The organism is Ottowia sp., from assembly GCF_035325765.1.
GTDB lineage: Bacteria > Pseudomonadota > Gammaproteobacteria > Burkholderiales > Burkholderiaceae_C > Ottowia.
In genome coordinates this window covers 13146-28443 of the sequence record NZ_DAOKZG010000003.1, presented here as the reverse complement: position 1 = coordinate 28443, position 15298 = coordinate 13146, and the positions used below count along the sequence as shown (strand labels likewise).

The following is a 15298-nucleotide window of genomic DNA, read 5'->3' as shown; positions in this document are numbered from 1 at the left end:
CCCGCTGCAAATTCAGAACGCCTTTTGCGCATGCACGAACAGGCGCGGGTTGCGCCCACCGCCATCGGCCAGACCACGGCGCGTGCCACTGCGCCAGGCCAGCGTGGCGTTCAGGCTGAAGTCGCCCGGTCGGCCCCAGGCCAGGCCGATGCCGGCGCCGCGCAGGCTGACGCCGTTGCCGGGCACGGACAGGCGCTTGGCCTGGCGCCCGTGCGCGGCGTCGTAGAACAGGTAGGGCGTGAGTTCGTCGGTGGCGGCCCAGCGCCATTCCAGGGTCTGGATCCAGCCCTGGTCCACCAGCGCCTCGCTGGCGGCATAGGCGCGCACCGCGCGCGAACCGCCCAGCGCCAGCCGCTCCGAGGCGTCCAGGTTCTTGCTGGCCCACTGGCCGCCGACGGAGTAGTACAGCGTGTGACGCGGTGCGATCGACTGCAGGCGCGAGAGCTGGAACAGCAGGCGCGAGAAACGGCCCGAGGTGTGCAGGCCGCCGGGCGCCTGGTCGGCCGCGCGCGCGGCGGCGTCGCCGATGCGCAGCCGCCCGGTGTACAGCGTGCCGTTGCTGGCGAAGTAGCCGCCACCCAGCCAGTCGTCGCGCCGCTCCCAGGCCCAGCCCAGTCCGACGTCGTGCACGCGCTTGCCCAGGCTCACGTCGACGGCGCGGTATTCGTCCTTCAGGCGCTTGGACTCCAGCACCAGGCGCCCGAACAGGTTGTGGCTGCGCTGGCGGATGAAGGGATAGTTGAGCGAGACATCCACCACGTCGGCCTGGCCATGCGCGTCCAGCGCGCTGAAGGCTCCGCCCAGCTCGTACTGCACGCGCGCCAGGCCGAAGCCGGCACGCAGCCCGCTGCCGCCCAGCGGCAGTTCGTAGATCGCGCGGCCAAACGCCAGCTTGCGCTCGGACAGCATCAGGCGCGCGTCCAGGTTGTCGCCGATGCCCGCCGGACTGTTCCAGCGTGCCGTGCCGCCGACGCGCCAGCGTCCGGTCTCCAGGGTGCCGTGGTTGTCCGCCTCGGCGGCAAAGTTCCAGCGCGGCGCCGCCACCACCTCGACCGCCAGGTCCACCGTGCCCGGCGCCGTGCCCTGTTGCAGGCCGGAGCTGACCTTGATTCCCGGCTGGTCCGACAGCAGCAGCATGGCGCGCTCGTAGGTTGGCGCGCTTACGGCCTGACCCACCGGCAGCGCGGCCAGGAAGGCGCGCACGCGTGCCTCGCTGATCGGTGCGTCCGGCGCCACCGTGACGTCGACTCGGCCGAGCCGCCCCTCGATCACGCTGATCTCGACCACGCCGTCCTGCACCTTCTGCACCGGCACGATGGCCTGCGCCAGGAAGTAGCCCTGCTCGCGGTACAGCGCCGTGATGGCATTGGCCAGCGCCTGCAACTGCGTCAGTGTCACGTCGCGGCCGCGGTACGGCTGCACCAGGGCGTCGAGTTGCTGCGCATCGACACTGTGCGCGCCCTGCAGCCGCACGTCGACCAGGCGGAACGTGGCCACCTGCTGCGTCGGCGCGCCCGACGGCAGCGCCTGGGGCGTGGACGCCGCCGCCGGCGCCTGCGCGCCGGCGCTGCCTGCCAGCACCAGCGCCAGCGCCAGGCCGCTGCCGCGCGCCCAGGCTCGAATGGCCATGCGGCGGGGGAACCCTGTGAAAGCATGCACGGCTTCAGCCTCCCACCGTCAGGCGCCAGTTGCCCGTCAGGTTGAACGGGGCCCAGAAGAAGGGATGGGCCATCCTGGGCTGGCGCATCACCGCGAGCTGCCCCGCCTGCATCGCCTGCTGCACGTCGCGGCCCTGCGCCAGCGCGCCGTACAGCGTGCTCATCAGCACTTCGGTGGATTCGTCCGAAACCGGCCACAGCGAGGCGATCAGTGCCTCGCTGCCAGCCGACAGGAAGGCGCGCGGAAAGCCCAGCACCTCGTCGCCGCTGGCAATGCGCCCCAGGCCGGATTCGCAGGCCGACAGCGTCACCAGGGCGGTGCGCGGCAGCTTCATGTCCATCACCTCGTGCGCCTCCAGGAAGCTGTGGCGCCCGTCCTCGTTGGCCAGCAGGATGCGCGAATAAAGCGGATCGACCTCGTCGGCCTGCGCGTGCGCCGCCACGTGCACCAGCGGTGCCTTGGCGATCGCCTCGCGGAAATTGGTCTTGGTGGCCTGGGCGCCCGTGAACAGGGCGTGCTGGGGAAACAGCCGCGACAGCCGCGACACCTCGGCCTCGGCGCCGGGCAGGTCGTACTTGTCCTCGATGCGCGGGTTGCCGAAGGCCGTGAGGGCGTCGGCTGCCTGGCTGCCACGCTGCACCAGACGCAGCGCGATGCCGGCCGAGGGCGCGACCGAGATCGGGTGGCGCTCGATCAGATACTGGCCTTCCAGCCGCAGCGCCTGGAACGGCAGGTAGTGCAGGGGTCCGTGCGGCACCACGATCACGCGCTGCCCCGGCGCCAGCCCCAGCGGCGCCATCAGCGCCTGGCCCAGCTTGTCGGCGTTGGTGATGGCGGTGCGGCGCCCGCGCACGATCTGGTTGCGAAACACCTCGACCAGCTCGGTCAGCTCGTCGCGCTTGACCGGAAACTGGTGGCTCTCCAGCGAGGTCGGCCCGATCACCCAGGCCTGCAGGTACTCGGGCAGCGCGTGGAACTCGACCATGCGCTCGTCGGGCCGCAGCGCGGCCTGCAGCGCGTCCACCCGCACGGTCTCGGACGCATCCGGACCCAGGGCAGCGCGCCCGCGCACCGCGTCCAGCAGCGCGCGCGAACGGCTGCGCTCGCTCACTTCGAGCGCGCGGCGCGCGTCGCCGGCGCCCAGGTACAGGTCGATCGCACGCTCGAACACGCTTTGCAGGTCCGAGAACAGGCCGATCTTGAACTCCTCGCTGCGAAAGCGGCTGCGCGTGCCATCGACCAGCGTCAGCGCCTGCTCGATCGCCGCCAGCGCGTCCGCCTGGTCGCCCTCGGCCTGCGCGCTGCGCGCCACGCCGTCCCAGGCCCAGAGCTGGAAGTAGTGGCTGTCCACGCCGTAGCTGCGCGTGGTCAGCGCCTGGTAGCGCGCGCGCGCCTCGGCCGGCTTGCCCTCGGCCAGCAGCAGGCGCGCCTCGGTGCGGTCAATCTGTGCGCGCAGCGGCCCCTCCTCGGGCGGCTTGGCAATGGCGGCCAGCGTCTCGCGCGCGCGCTGCGTCTGGCCTGCCTCGATCAGGGCGTTGGCGAGCGAGGCGCGCACCAGCGGCGCGTAGCGCTCCGAGCTGCCCGCCAGCGCCTCCTCATAGCTCAGGATGGCGCCCGTGACGTCGCCGCGGCGCATGCGCACGTCGCCGATCACCTTGTTGGCCGGGCCGACCACGGTCTGCGGCTCCTTGGCTGTGAAGCCGAGCGCCTGGCGTGCGAACTCGATCGCCTTGTCGTACTGGCCCGAATAGCTGTAGACGATCGCCAGGTCACGCCGCGCCAACGCCTGCAGGTTGTCGTCCCCCTGGGCATCGGCCAGATGCAGCACCTTGCTGGCGGCGCGCACGCTCTGGCGAAACTCGCCCGCCTCGGCCAGCGCCACCGCCTGGCTGCAGTACTGCAGCGCATCCAGCTTGACGTCGTCCTGCGCGTAGAGCACGGCGCCGTCGCTGGTGAGCGCCAGCAGCGTGTCGGTATCGGCCACGCGCAACTGCTCCGCCCGCGCCGCCGCGGCCTCGGCGTCGGGCGCCGCCGGCTGCGCCGATGCGCTCCCCATGGCGGCGCCGGCGGCCAGCACCAGCACGGCCGCCCACCACCACCCGCCCGATCCGCCGGCGAATCTCATGCGTCTAGCCTCGCTTTCCTCGAAACACCCTCTGCGCGCGAGATACCCAGTCTAGAAGGCGCGGCCGGCCGCACCAATGTACAAAACGGCCTAGTTCGAACGGTCGACGAAAGCCGCCCCGGCGCGTGCGCTGCCGTGCCGCTTCATCGGACAATCGGGCTCGGCACATCGGGGCTTGCGCAGCGAGCCAGCGATGAAGACCCCAGGCACCCCCTTCCTCCATGCAACCGACCCACTTGCCCGCATCACGCCTGCGCCGCTGGCGGCGCCACGGAGCCACACTGGCCTGGCTGCTGCTGGCGCTGCTGGGCGTGCACGCGTGGCAGACCCGGCACGTGCCCAGCGGGCCGGCGCCCGACTTTCGCGCATCGGCGGTCGCCGCGCAAGCAGGCGCCACGATGTCGCTGACGCAGTGGCGCGCCGCCCATCCAGGCCAGCCGGTCGCGCTCAATTTCTGGGCCGAATGGTGCCCGGTCTGCAAGCTGGAACAGGACAACGTCAGCCGGGTCGCCAACCACTGGCCGGTGCTCACGGTCGCGCTGCGCTCGGGCGACGCGGCGACGGTGCAGCGCGAGCTCGCGCGTCGCAGCCTGCACTGGGCCGCGGTGACCGACCCGCAAGGCGAGATCGCCGCTGCCTACGGCGTCACCGCCGTGCCGGCCTTCATCGTGCTCGACGCCGACGGCCGCATCCGCGCCAGCAGCGTTGGCTACACCACCACGGCCGGCCTGTGGCTGCGCCTGGCCTGGGCCGGATGGCGATGAAGCCCCCCATGTCGCCGCGTTTCTTCCTCCGAGGGGGACGCACGGGGGCCCAGCGAAGCCCCGTCCACGGGTGCCCGGACTGGCCTGCTCCGCGGCCATCGGACTTGTGCCGCTCCCCGCGTCGCGGGTCGCACGAATCGGGGTAACGGGTGGGAAACGACCGCCGGCCTGTCTGTCCTGCGAACGCCAGCCGGCTCCCTCGCTCCCCGGAAAATGGACCGACGCGCAGGTCTGGGCGGGTCAGGATGCTTGCCGTTCGGCGTGTGAGTCGAGGCCAAGACCCGCGCGCGTCACCCAGGCACGGCACCGTCAGCCCGCCAGGTCCGGCGCCAGTTGCTCGCCCCAGTCGTACAGCGCCTCGAGCACCCCCTGTGCGCGCTCGTCGTCCACGCCCTCGGCCAGGGTGTCGATGTGCTCGAACCAGGCCTGGATCGGCGGTTCCTGCTCGGCGCTTCCGAGCAGCCGCGCGGTGCGGTGCGCCTCCCAGTGCGCCTGTTCGGCGGCACTGAGCGTTTGCGGGAAATTGCGCGCGCGGTAGCGCAGCAGCAGTTCCGGCAGGCGCTCGTCGTCAAAGCCAACACGCGACGCCGCCAGCTCCTCGGGCCCCAGCGCGCGCAGGCGCTCCAGGCGACGTCGATCGGCGTCGCCGAGGAAACCGCCGTACAGATCCTCGTCCACGTCGACCGGCGCCTCGGCCGGCGCGCGCGCATAGACCTGGGACCACAAGGCGCTCAGGTCGGGCAACGCGCGCAGGCTTTCGAAATGCCGCTCTGCAACGCCGAAATCAACGCCCCAGCGTTCGGCCAACTCGGGCCGCAGGGTCTTCAGGTTGGCGATCACGATGGGTGACTTGTTCAGGTGCACGCTCTTGAGGGCGAGTCGCGTCACGCCCTCGGGCAGATCGGCGGCCGCCGTGAACAGGCGGGCCCGCACGGCCTCCGGGCGGAGATCGGCGAGTTCCGTCGGATCCGCGGACAAGTCCCAGGCCAGCAGTTCGTTGCGGTTGGTCGGGTGCATCGCCAGCGGCGCCATCACGGCGATGCAGCCGCGCGCGGCACCGAAGCGGCCGCTCACGTGCAGGAAGGGCCGTGCCGCGCGCAGCGTGGTCGGCAGGCCCAGCTCCGCCGCCACGCGTTCCTTCTTGCGCAGCGCCAGGCAGAAGTCGAACAGCCGGGGCTGCCGTTGCCTGACCAGTCGCGCCAGCGCGATGGTGGCGCGCACGTCCGACAGCGCATCGTGCGCGGCCTCGTGCGCCAGGCCGTTGGCGCTGGTCAGGTGCTCGAGCCGGAAGCTCGCGGTGCCGTCCTCGCCCTGCGGCCACGCGATGCCCTCCGGGCGCAGCGCGTGCGCGCAGCGCACCACGTCCAGCAGGTCCCAGCGGCTGCAATCGTTCTGCCACTCGCGCGCGTAGGGGTCGATCAGGTTGCGCCACAGCAGGAAGCGCGTCACCTCGTCGTCGAAGCGGATCGAGTTGTAGCCCACGCCGATGGTGCCGGGCTCGGCCAGCAGCGCGTTGATGCGCTCGGCAAAGCGGTGCTCGGGCACGCCGCGCGCGGCGCATTCCTGGGGCGTGATGCCGGTGATCAGGCAGGCTTCGGGCGCCGGCAGGCGGTCAGTCGGCGGCTGACAGTGCAACTCGACCGGCGCACCCACCTCGTTCAGCTCCGCATCGGTGCGGACGGCAGCGAACTGCGCCGGCCAGTCGCGCCTTGGATTCGTGCCGAAAGTCTCGTAATCGTGCCAGAGGAAGGTGAGCGTGGACATGAGGCGGAGCATAACCAGCGCGCGCAGCCTGCCGCGGTCAGCCAGCCCACAGGGCGTGCCATCCGCAACATCCCGTCACCCCCCGATCCGGAAAGGACCGATGATGACGCCATGCCAGAGCCCGCATCGCCTCTCCGCTCGCGTCACCTGATCACCGGCGACGGCGTCATCGGCCGCGCCACCGCCGACGCGCTGCGCCGAGCCGGCCAGGATGTGACGCTGGCCAGTCGCAGCGCCCCGCCGCCGGGTGATCAAGGCATCCCGCACCTGGAACTGGACGCACTGGACGGCGCCGCGCTGCACGCCGCGGCCCGAGGCGCAAGCCACCTGTACCTGACGCTCGGCCTGGCCTACCGCGCGGCGGCATGGGAGCACGACTGGCCGCGCGTCATGCAGCACGCCATCGATGCGGCGCTGGCGCACGGCGCGGGGCTGGTCTGGTTCGACAACGTCTATGTCTACGGCCCGCGGCCGCTGCAAGTTCCGATGCGGGAGGACCACCCGATCGACCCGCCTTCGCGCAAGGGCAAGGTGCGCGCGCGGCTGCTGGCCATGCTGCAGGAGGCTGGTGCGCGGCGCGGCCTGCGCTGGCTGATCGCCCGCAGCGCCGACTTCTACGGGCCCCACGTTCGCCTGTCGATCCTGTACTCGGCCGCCATCGAACGCCAGCTGCAGGGCCGCGCCGCCTTCTGGTTGGGCGACCCCGACGCGCGTCACAGCTTCACCTGCACGCCGGACGCCGGGCGCGCGCTGGCCCGGCTGGCACTGGACGATGGCGCCTGGCAGCAGAGCTGGCACCTGCCGACCGCGAGCCCGCCACCCACGCCGCGCGAACTGCTGCTCGAAAGCGCGCGCCTGCTGGGCGCACCGACGCGCGTGCAGCGCCTGCCCGTCGCCCTGGTGCGTGCCATGGGCCTGGCGCTGCCGCTGCTGCGCGAGGTTGGCGAGATGCTCTACCAGAACCAGCAGGACTACGTGTTCAGCAGCGCGAAGTTCATGGCGCGCTATCCGGACTTTCGCGTCACGCCCTACGCCGAGGGCCTGGCGGCGATGGTGTCCTCGTTGCGCCCGATCGCGCGACCCTGAAAAAAAGCCCGCTGCGCGCGGCAGCGGGCTGGGCCTGGAGTGGCGCGGACGCCGCTCAATCGGCTGCCATCTCCTCTTCCGGCTCGGTCGGCTCGCCGCCCTTGCGGTCCTTCTTGGGCAGCGCCGTGATGTCGAGCAGGACCTCGTCCTTGTCGTCCAGGTCCACCGTCAGGCGCCCGCCCTCGGTCAGGCGCCCGAACAACAGCTCGTCGGCCAGTGCCTTGCGGATCGTGTCCTGGATCAGGCGTTGCATCGGGCGCGCACCCATCAGCGGGTCGAAGCCCTTCCTGGCCAGGTACTTGCGCAGCTTGTCGGTGAAGGTGACCTCCACCCGCTTCTCGGCCAGCTGCGTTTCGAGCTGCAGCAGGAACTTGTCGACCACGCGCAGGATGACCTGCTCGTCCAGCGGCTTGAAGCTGACGATGGCGTCCAGACGGTTGCGGAACTCCGGCGTGAACAGGCGCTTGATGTCGGCCATCTCGTCGCCCGCCTGGCGCTGCGTGGTGAAGCCGATGGTCGCCTTGTTCATGGTCTCGGCGCCCGCATTCGTCGTCATGATGATGATGACGTTGCGGAAGTCCGCCTTGCGCCCGTTGTTGTCGGTCAGCGTGCCGTGGTCCATCACCTGCAGCAGCACGTTGAAGATGTCGGGGTGCGCCTTCTCGATTTCGTCGAGCAGCAGCACGCAGTGCGGCTTCTTGCTGATCGCCTCGGTCAGCAGCCCTCCCTGGTCGAAGCCGACGTAGCCCGGCGGCGCGCCGATCAGGCGGCTCACGGCATGGCGCTCCATGTATTCCGACATGTCGAAGCGGATCAGCTCGACCCCCATGATGAAGGCGAGCTGGCGCGCGGCCTCGGTCTTGCCGACGCCGGTGGGGCCGGAGAACAGGAACGAGCCGATCGGCTTGTCGCCCTTGCCCAGGCCCGAGCGCGCCATCTTGACGGCCGAAGCCAGCACGTCGAGTGCCTGATCCTGGCCGAACACCACGCTCTTCAGGTCGCGCTCCAGCGTCTGCAGCTTGCTGCGGTCATCGTTGGACACGCTGGCCGGCGGGATGCGCGCGATCTTGGCGACGATCTCCTCGATCTCGTGCTTGCCGATGGTCTTCTTGCGCTTGCTCGCCAGCGCGATGCGCTGCGCCGCGCCGGCCTCGTCGATCACATCGATCGCCTTGTCCGGCAGGTGACGGTCGGTGATGTACTTGGCCGACAACTCGGCCGCGGCCTGCAGCGCCGAGGCGGCGTACTTGACCGCATGGTGCTCCTCGAAGCGCGTCTTCAGGCCCTTCAGGATCTCGATCGTCTCGGGCACCGTGGGCTCGACCACGTCGATCTTCTGGAAGCGCCGCGAGAGCGCGGCGTCCTTCTCGAAGATGCCGCGGTACTCGGTGAAGGTGGTGGCGCCGATGCACTTGAGCGTGCCCGACGACAGCGCCGGCTTCAGCAGGTTGGACGCGTCCAGCGTGCCGCCCGAGGCCGCACCGGCCCCGATCAGGGTGTGGATCTCGTCGATGAACAGGATCGCGTTGGGCTTGTCCTTCAGGCTCTTGAGCACGCCCTTCAAGCGCTGCTCGAAGTCACCGCGGTACTTGGTGCCCGCCAGCAGCGCGCCCATGTCGAGCGCATAGACGATCGCGCCTTCCAGGATCTCGGGCACCGTGCCCTCGGTGATGCGCCAGGCCAGGCCCTCGGCGATCGCCGTCTTGCCGACGCCGGCCTCGCCCACCAGCAGCGGGTTGTTCTTGCGCCGCCGGCACAGGATCTGGATGGTGCGCTCGACCTCGTAGTCGCGTCCGATGAGCGGATCGATCTTGCCTTCCCTGGCAAGCTGGTTGAGGTTCTGCGTGAACTGCTCGAGCGGCGAGGCCTTCTCGCCGCGCTCGCCGCTGGCCTCGCTCTCGCCCTCGCTCGCGCCCGGCTGGCCCTCGGCCGGCTTGCCGGCCTCCGGGGGGTCGCTCTTGCGGATGCCATGCGCAATGAAGTTGACCACGTCCAGGCGCGTCACGCCCTGCTGGTGCAGGTAGTAGACGGCGTGCGAATCCTTCTCGCCGAAGATCGCCACCAGCACGTTGGCGCCGGTCACTTCCTTCTTGCCGTTGCCGGTGGACTGCACGTGCATGATGGCGCGCTGGATCACGCGCTGGAAGCCCAGCGTCGGTTGCGTGTCGACCTCGTCGCTGCCGGCCACCTGCGGCGTGTTGTCCTTGATGAAGTTGGCCAGCGACTTGCGCAGGTCGTCGATGTTGGCCGAGCAGGCGCGCAGCACCTCGGCCGCGCTGGGATTGTCCAGCAGGGCCAGCAGCAGATGCTCGACCGTGATGAATTCGTGGCGCTGCTGACGCGCCTCGACGAAGGCCATGTGGAGGCTGACTTCCAGTTCCTGGGCAATCATGATGTGTTTCCTTTTGCCGCCTCTAGCTTACTTCTTTCCCGAGACTTCGACAGCCTCAGTTGGGGAAGGTTCGGTGATATTCAACGGCATTGGGCCCGCGTCCGTCTGCTTGGGGGTTTTACCTAGCCACACGGCGTCGGGCCCATGCTACGCGCGTGGCGCCGTCCGGCCGCCCTATTCGATCGGCTCGCTGATGCACTGCAGCGGATGCCCGGCCTGGCGCGCCGCGCCCAGCACCTGGTCCACCTTGGTGGCCGCCACGTCGCGGGTGTAGACGCCGCACACGCCCTTGCCGTCCAGGTGGATCTTCAGCATGATCTGCGTCGCCGTCTCGCGATCCTTGTGGAAGAACTCCTGGATCACCACCACCACGAACTCCATCGGCGTGTAGTCGTCGTTGAGCAGCACCACCTGGTGCATGCGCGGCGGCCTGATCTTCTGCGGAACCCGCTCGAGCACCACCGCGCCGTCGTCCGACGGGCGGCTGGGCGTCGCCTGGCCGGGCGTGCCGGTTGGCGTGATGGGAAAGGAGGTGGCCATGGCAGGAATTTTATCGAGGCGTCGCAGGCCTGCAGCGCGCGCGCCCATGCCAACTCCGCAGGTCGGGACGCAGGCCGCGAAATCAAGCCGGCGCGGCTGCGCGGCGCCGGGTTTGCGGCAATTGACAAGGCGCCGGCCGCTGCCGCACACTGCACCGACAAGGGGCAGATGACCCCGGCGAGGAGACAGGCATGCCGAGCGGACGCGTCAAGTGGTTCAACGATCTGAAGGGGTTCGGTTTCATCGAGCCGGATGGCGGCGGGCCCGATGTCTTCGCCCATTTTTCGGCCATCGACATGGACGGATTCAAGACCCTGAAGGAAGGCGCGCGCGTCGACTACGATGTGAGCGAGGGCCCCAAGGGTCTGCTCGCCATGCACATCCGCGCCGCGGGCGCGCCCGAAGGCGCGACGCCCGCCGTCGCCTCGCCGGCCCTGGATGGCGAGGCGCCGCCGGCGGCGTGAAACGATCCGCGCGCGGCTGACAACGGGCCCGGCGGGCCCGTTGTTCCATCTGGCGCGAACTTGCGCCGCCATGGCAGATGACTTCGCCGCGCTTCGATGAGACAGTCACCACCGGCCGTGGGTCATGTCCAGGGACGCCAAGAGGCATCGCGAGTGTGGAGGATTTCGCACTCCGACACGATCGGAGCGTCCCGCGATTGCTCGCCGGCACCGAAGCCTGAACTGCCCGTCACGCACCTTGCGTCGCTGTTCGTCGAGCCATTCCATGCGCCGCACCGTCCCATCCGCACGCGCGGCGCTGTCCAGGCTGGCGACGCATTCATCCAACCAGCGGCAGCGTTGGGTCTCATCGGGCATTGACGTGTGGCGGACCACCGGGGCCGTCGGGGCGGGGAGCGCCGCTCCTTGCAGGTGCGCGGCGCGCGCCCGATCATCTCGGGGGAATTCTTCGGGGACTTTCTTATGATGGCTCCATTCCCAATCGAAGGAGCCTCCTCGATTCCCGCGTCGGTTCAGCTTGCCGGAATGTGGCAAGGCAATGAAAACGGGCCGCGCGGGCCCGTTTTCTTGTCTGGCGGAGACGGAGGAATCCGGACCCTCCTATACCTTGGCGCGGCGCTGGTAGGCCGCTGGCTTCGTGACACGGTAGACAGCGCGCTTGGCCACCGAGGGCGACACGCCGTATTTTGCTGACAGGCTGTCATAGGTGAAGCCGCCAGCGAGGTAGTCGCGCACCAGGTCGGCCTCGTCCTCGGGGGACATGGCGCGGGCTCGGCCGGGATGGCGGCCGCGAGCTCGGGCGGCGACCTGGCCTGCAATGGATCGCTCGCGGATCATGGACCGTTCGAGCTGAGCGACGGCGCCGAGAATCTGGACCACGAAGACGCCCATGCTGTTGGTGGTGTCGAGCGGCTCGGTGACGCTCTTGATGGTGGCGCCGACGCGCTCCAGGTGGCGCAGTATGCCGAGCAGGTCGAACAGGCTGCGGGCGATGCGGTCGATCTTGTAGACGACGAGGACGTCATCAGGACCGAGTGAAGCGAGGCAGCGGGCCAGCTCCTGGCGGCCGCGCCTGGAGGCGCCACTGGCTTTTTCCTGGTAGACCTTCTGGCAGCCAGCGGCCGCCAGGGCGTCCAGCTGCAAGGCGGTGTCCTGATCCTGGGTGCTGACCCGTGCATATCCCACAAACATTCACGCTCTCCTAAGAAACCGGCCGCAGATCGGCCGGGGGACCGCTTAACATCGCGAAATGGGACTGAAAGACCGGGACTACTACTGGGACCACTACGACAAGCTGGTGCGCAGCAGCGAGCGGAAGCAGCGCCGAGGCCGGGTCCTGCAGTGGGCACTGCTGCAACGCGCGCCGGCCCGGTTGCCGACCTGGGCCATGGTGCTGGCCTGGATGGCGGTGGGTGGCGGGTTGTTCTGGACGTTCAAGGCACTGGGGTATTGAAGGTTGGACGCGTCCCTGCGGGACCGGGCTCTACTGCTGCGCACCTGAGCCTAGGTCTCATCCCATGCGGGTAACGATCCCTCGCGCAGATGGAGGAAAAGCATGTGCCACGAAATAGGGGGCACGTGTTGGAGGAAAGGCTGACATGGGGGGTCTGCACCCCCATACCCCCAGCCCCGCAAGCGGGTCCCCGAATACCCTGTTTGTCAGTAAGTGGGTGGCTCAGGGTCTGCGCTGGTAGACAATGGCGGCATGAGTTCCGGCGCCATCATCCTGGTGATCCTGGGCATCGTCGCTGCTGCGGTGCTGCTGGATCGACTCACGAGGCCAGGGAGGCGGGATGATCGCCAACCGCTCCTTGGGTTTCGGAAGACTCCGAGGGACTGGCGCTCGACCGTGTATCACCCGAAGGCGTTCCGTGGACGCGGACGCGGTAGGGGTTGAAGGCATCACGCTCGAGCCATTCGCGGCAGTCGCGGGAGCCCACATCGTGGAGACGACCGCCGTCTGCGCTGTAGCACCGGCAGTCCTCACCGATGCACATGGCGCCGGCGATATGGGGGACCTGGACGACCTTGCGAATGTCGTCGTAGGCGGGTGCCGTCCAGGGTCGGCCGGAAATCCTGGGGATGAAATCGACTCGCTCGTCCACTGGGCCGACTGACGCTTTGGACGCTGGTGCGCTGACGCTGGGCACGTAGTCGGCAAGCTGGCGCTTCTTGGACTCTGACGCCTCGACCTGCTCTATCTCCTTAGGTTGACTGAACTGCTTGTAAACGCGGCCGCCGAGGACGGCGACGGCGACCAGGGCGATGGCTGCACCGTAGGCAACCAAGGGAATGCTCTGCTTGTGCTTGAAGTGAACGCTGGCGCTCTTGTAGAGGCTGAACACCCGCTTCGGAAGCCGATACTTGCGCTTGTTCAGGCACGACTTCCAAGCGCAATCAACGGACACCTCAGGCCATTCATAGAGCCACCGGCCCATGACGCCGGTATTCCTCACGTGCAGGTGCCGGCCGACCAGGTTACGGACGTTGGAGTCCACCAAGCGCGGATTCTGCGTAATGACGACGATATCGATGCCGCGATGCCGGTGGGTTTCAAGGGCTGCAACGGATTCGGGAACCTTGGCACCTGGGCCGCGCGGGCGCCATTTCCGCTGCACCTCGTCAACGACGATGACGCCGCCGTCTTCGACTTCCTCTGGCCACTTCATGACGTCGATGGGAACGTGATCGAGCTTGAGGCCGTTCAGGCCGTCCACGTAGAGCGGCCGACCTTGAAACTCCTTGAGAAGCAGGTCGACAGCCAGCGCAGTCTTACCAGAGCCAGGGACCCCCGTTACCAACGTTATCTTTGCGTCACTCATAGGAAAGCCAGACGACGAGCGAAGACCAAGGAGGCGCGCGCGACCACGGCGCCCAGGATGATGCCCAGGACCTCGGGCATGCCGGCGAGGCCGAGGAACTGGAGGACGCCGGCGGGCATTTCGTTGTAGGCGGCCCGGGCGTAGGTGATGGCGTTGTTGATCGCGTAGATCACGCCGGCGTATGTGACGATGCCGATGCCAATGGAGGCAATCGCGCGGACGATGGCGAAAGTGAAGACCCACCCGAGGACCTTGGCAAGCATCACGTCTCCCTCGCGCCCAGGAGGATGAAGGCCGCCGACAGCCAGGCCATGGCGATCATGAGCGGCCGGATCATGGTGAGGGAATCGCAGAACGGTTCCCAGGAAAATTCAATCTCGTGGCCTACGACCTCGACGGATATCGGAGGCGGGCAGGTGTCGCCGCCGGCGAAGCCCTCGACCTCGTCAAACTGAAAGTCGATTTCCTTGGTTTCAAGCTCGACGGGCTCAACCTCGCCCATCTTCTCGCAAGCGAGGATGTCCGGATACTGCTCACACAGCCCCAAATCGCCCGGAGGCTTGCCGTCGGGCGGGCTGCCGCCCTCGCCGCCTGGAAGCTGCTCAATCGGTAGCGGGCTCGGGTCATCGGTCAAACTCGGCTTGTCATAGGGACGGACCTCGACGCGCCAGGGCTCGACCTCGGTGCCCTGCGGGATCACGCGCACGGTCGGCTGCAAGAAAGGCGGATTGGACGTGCTGGGATCTTGCTCGGGGTCGAAGTTCGGGTTCGGAACGGGCCGGCCCTGAGGGACGTCGAACGGCGCAGGCTCGCCATCGGGGCCAGGCTGCGGGTTCATCTTCGGCCGCTCGACCGGGACCGGACCACCGACCTTGCGAACCAGGTCAGCCGGCAGCTTGTTAGCGTGCTGCCCAAATGCGTCCTCCCACTCCTGCGGCGTCAGATCAGTAACGGGCCGAGTATCAGAGCATCCTGTCATCGTCACATACCAACCCGCAGGACAAACGCTCGACCCGTCCGGCCTCACATAGATATTCCACCAGAGCGATCCGCTCGGATTGTGCTGAACATTCCACTCGGTCGAATTGTTCTTCACCGGCACCCGACACCGCCCGGCATTCCCGTAGTAAGCCACGCAGCCCGCATAGACCGAATCCGCAGCCTGTTGACCCCCTGCGTGCTCGGTCACACCCGTAGCCGAGCAGTTGTGAATACTCGAAAAATTAGACGCAGTGCACCACCTCAAACCATCCGAGACGACCGCATCGCCATCTGGCTGCACCCACTTCTGGCCTACCTCGTCCCACAAATACTCCAGCCCTGCAGACAACGCCCACCCAGTCAACAGCGGCACCACCCCAGGCCCAAGCAAAAAAGCGCGCTTCGCAACAAACCGCGCGCCCTCAGTGCCCACCCGAGCCGCAGCAGAAAATTCCTTGCCGAGGATCGAGGGCTTACTCATCAAGCGCAAGAAGTCATCGGAGCCCTTGACAATCTCCGAGCTCGCCGACGCGACCATGGCTCCACCAGCAGCACCGCCGACCCACTGCATGGGCGGCGTGGCGCTGGCAAAGGCGGCATGGGCATCGACACTGCTGCCGAGCCATGCCGCGACCAGGAGCGCGGACCAAATTACTGAACGAGAAGCCATGCCGCGCCTAGCATTCCGATGACATAGATGA

Annotated in this window: 13 protein-coding genes; 4 read left to right on the top strand and 9 right to left on the bottom strand. The window is 68.5% G+C overall.

Annotation, left to right across the window (positions count from 1 at the left end; genetic code table 11):
• Positions 1 to 12: 12 nt before the first annotated feature.
• Together PKA16_RS01870 and PKA16_RS01865 are read right to left on the bottom strand one after the other, a co-directional pair.
• Positions 13 to 1629, bottom strand: a complete 1617-nt coding sequence (locus PKA16_RS01870) for a ShlB/FhaC/HecB family hemolysin secretion/activation protein (RefSeq protein WP_324399829.1) — start codon at positions 1627 to 1629, stop codon at positions 13 to 15.
• Positions 1630 to 1663: 34 nt separating this feature from the next.
• Positions 1664 to 3784, bottom strand: a complete 2121-nt coding sequence (locus PKA16_RS01865) for a CHAT domain-containing protein (RefSeq protein WP_324399827.1) — start codon at positions 3782 to 3784, stop codon at positions 1664 to 1666.
• A gap of 221 nt (positions 3785 to 4005) precedes the next feature.
• On the opposite strand from PKA16_RS01865, the gene PKA16_RS01860 reads away from it, so the two are divergent.
• On the top strand, positions 4006 to 4548 hold the full coding sequence (locus PKA16_RS01860; RefSeq protein ID WP_324399825.1) for a redoxin family protein: 543 nt from the start codon (positions 4006 to 4008) through the stop codon (positions 4546 to 4548).
• A gap of 309 nt (positions 4549 to 4857) precedes the next feature.
• Here the strand turns inward: PKA16_RS01860 and sbcB are convergent, their stop codons facing one another.
• Positions 4858 to 6312 carry an exodeoxyribonuclease I gene (gene sbcB, locus PKA16_RS01855; protein ID WP_324399823.1) on the bottom strand — a complete coding sequence of 485 codons (1455 nt, stop codon included), beginning with the start codon at positions 6310 to 6312 and terminating at the stop codon, positions 4858 to 4860.
• A 111-nt stretch (positions 6313 to 6423) separates the two neighbouring features.
• Between sbcB and PKA16_RS01850 the strand changes: the two genes are divergently transcribed.
• The gene (locus PKA16_RS01850) at positions 6424 to 7398 is read left to right on the top strand and encodes an NAD-dependent epimerase/dehydratase family protein (RefSeq protein WP_324399821.1); all 975 of its coding nucleotides are present in this window, start codon (positions 6424 to 6426) and stop codon (positions 7396 to 7398) included.
• A gap of 55 nt (positions 7399 to 7453) precedes the next feature.
• Here PKA16_RS01850 and clpA read toward each other — a convergent pair whose 3' ends face one another.
• Positions 7454 to 9790 carry an ATP-dependent Clp protease ATP-binding subunit ClpA gene (clpA, locus tag PKA16_RS01845; RefSeq protein WP_324399819.1) on the bottom strand — a complete coding sequence of 779 codons (2337 nt, stop codon included), beginning with the start codon at positions 9788 to 9790 and terminating at the stop codon, positions 7454 to 7456.
• Positions 9791 to 9964: 174 nt separating this feature from the next.
• Positions 9965 to 10330 (bottom strand): ATP-dependent Clp protease adapter ClpS, encoded by a 366-nt coding sequence (gene clpS, locus PKA16_RS01840; protein WP_324399817.1) that lies wholly within the window; start codon positions 10328 to 10330, stop codon positions 9965 to 9967.
• 191 nt (positions 10331 to 10521) lie between these two features.
• Between clpS and PKA16_RS01835 the strand changes: the two genes are divergently transcribed.
• Positions 10522 to 10794, top strand: a complete 273-nt coding sequence (locus PKA16_RS01835) for a cold-shock protein (RefSeq protein ID WP_324399815.1) — start codon at positions 10522 to 10524, stop codon at positions 10792 to 10794.
• A 600-nt stretch (positions 10795 to 11394) separates the two neighbouring features.
• Here PKA16_RS01835 and PKA16_RS01830 read toward each other — a convergent pair.
• A complete protein-coding gene (locus PKA16_RS01830) occupies positions 11395 to 11985 on the bottom strand; it encodes a recombinase family protein (RefSeq protein WP_324399813.1) in 591 nt (196 codons plus the stop codon).
• Between the two features lie 58 nt (positions 11986 to 12043).
• Here PKA16_RS01830 and PKA16_RS01825 point away from each other — a divergent pair, with 58 nt between their 5' ends.
• The gene (locus tag PKA16_RS01825; protein ID WP_324399811.1) at positions 12044 to 12247 is read left to right on the top strand and encodes a hypothetical protein; all 204 of its coding nucleotides are present in this window, start codon (positions 12044 to 12046) and stop codon (positions 12245 to 12247) included.
• A gap of 319 nt (positions 12248 to 12566) precedes the next feature.
• Here the strand turns inward: PKA16_RS01825 and PKA16_RS01820 are convergent, their stop codons facing one another.
• Genes PKA16_RS01820 through PKA16_RS01810 form a run of 3 tightly spaced genes read right to left on the bottom strand, consistent with a single transcriptional unit; the run spans position 12567 to position 15267 of the window.
• The gene (locus tag PKA16_RS01820) at positions 12567 to 13616 is read right to left on the bottom strand and encodes a zonular occludens toxin domain-containing protein (RefSeq protein WP_324399809.1); all 1050 of its coding nucleotides are present in this window, start codon (positions 13614 to 13616) and stop codon (positions 12567 to 12569) included.
• Positions 13613 to 13879, bottom strand: a complete 267-nt coding sequence (locus PKA16_RS01815) for a DUF2523 domain-containing protein (RefSeq protein WP_324399807.1) — start codon at positions 13877 to 13879, stop codon at positions 13613 to 13615. Before PKA16_RS01815 ends, PKA16_RS01820 begins: the two co-directional genes overlap by 4 nt.
• Positions 13879 to 15267: a virulence factor TspB C-terminal domain-related protein gene (locus PKA16_RS01810; protein WP_324399805.1), complete on the bottom strand. Its 1389-nt coding sequence runs from the start codon at positions 15265 to 15267 to the stop codon at positions 13879 to 13881. Before PKA16_RS01810 ends, PKA16_RS01815 begins: the two co-directional genes overlap by 1 nt.
• Between the last annotated feature and the right edge of the window lie 31 nt (positions 15268 to 15298).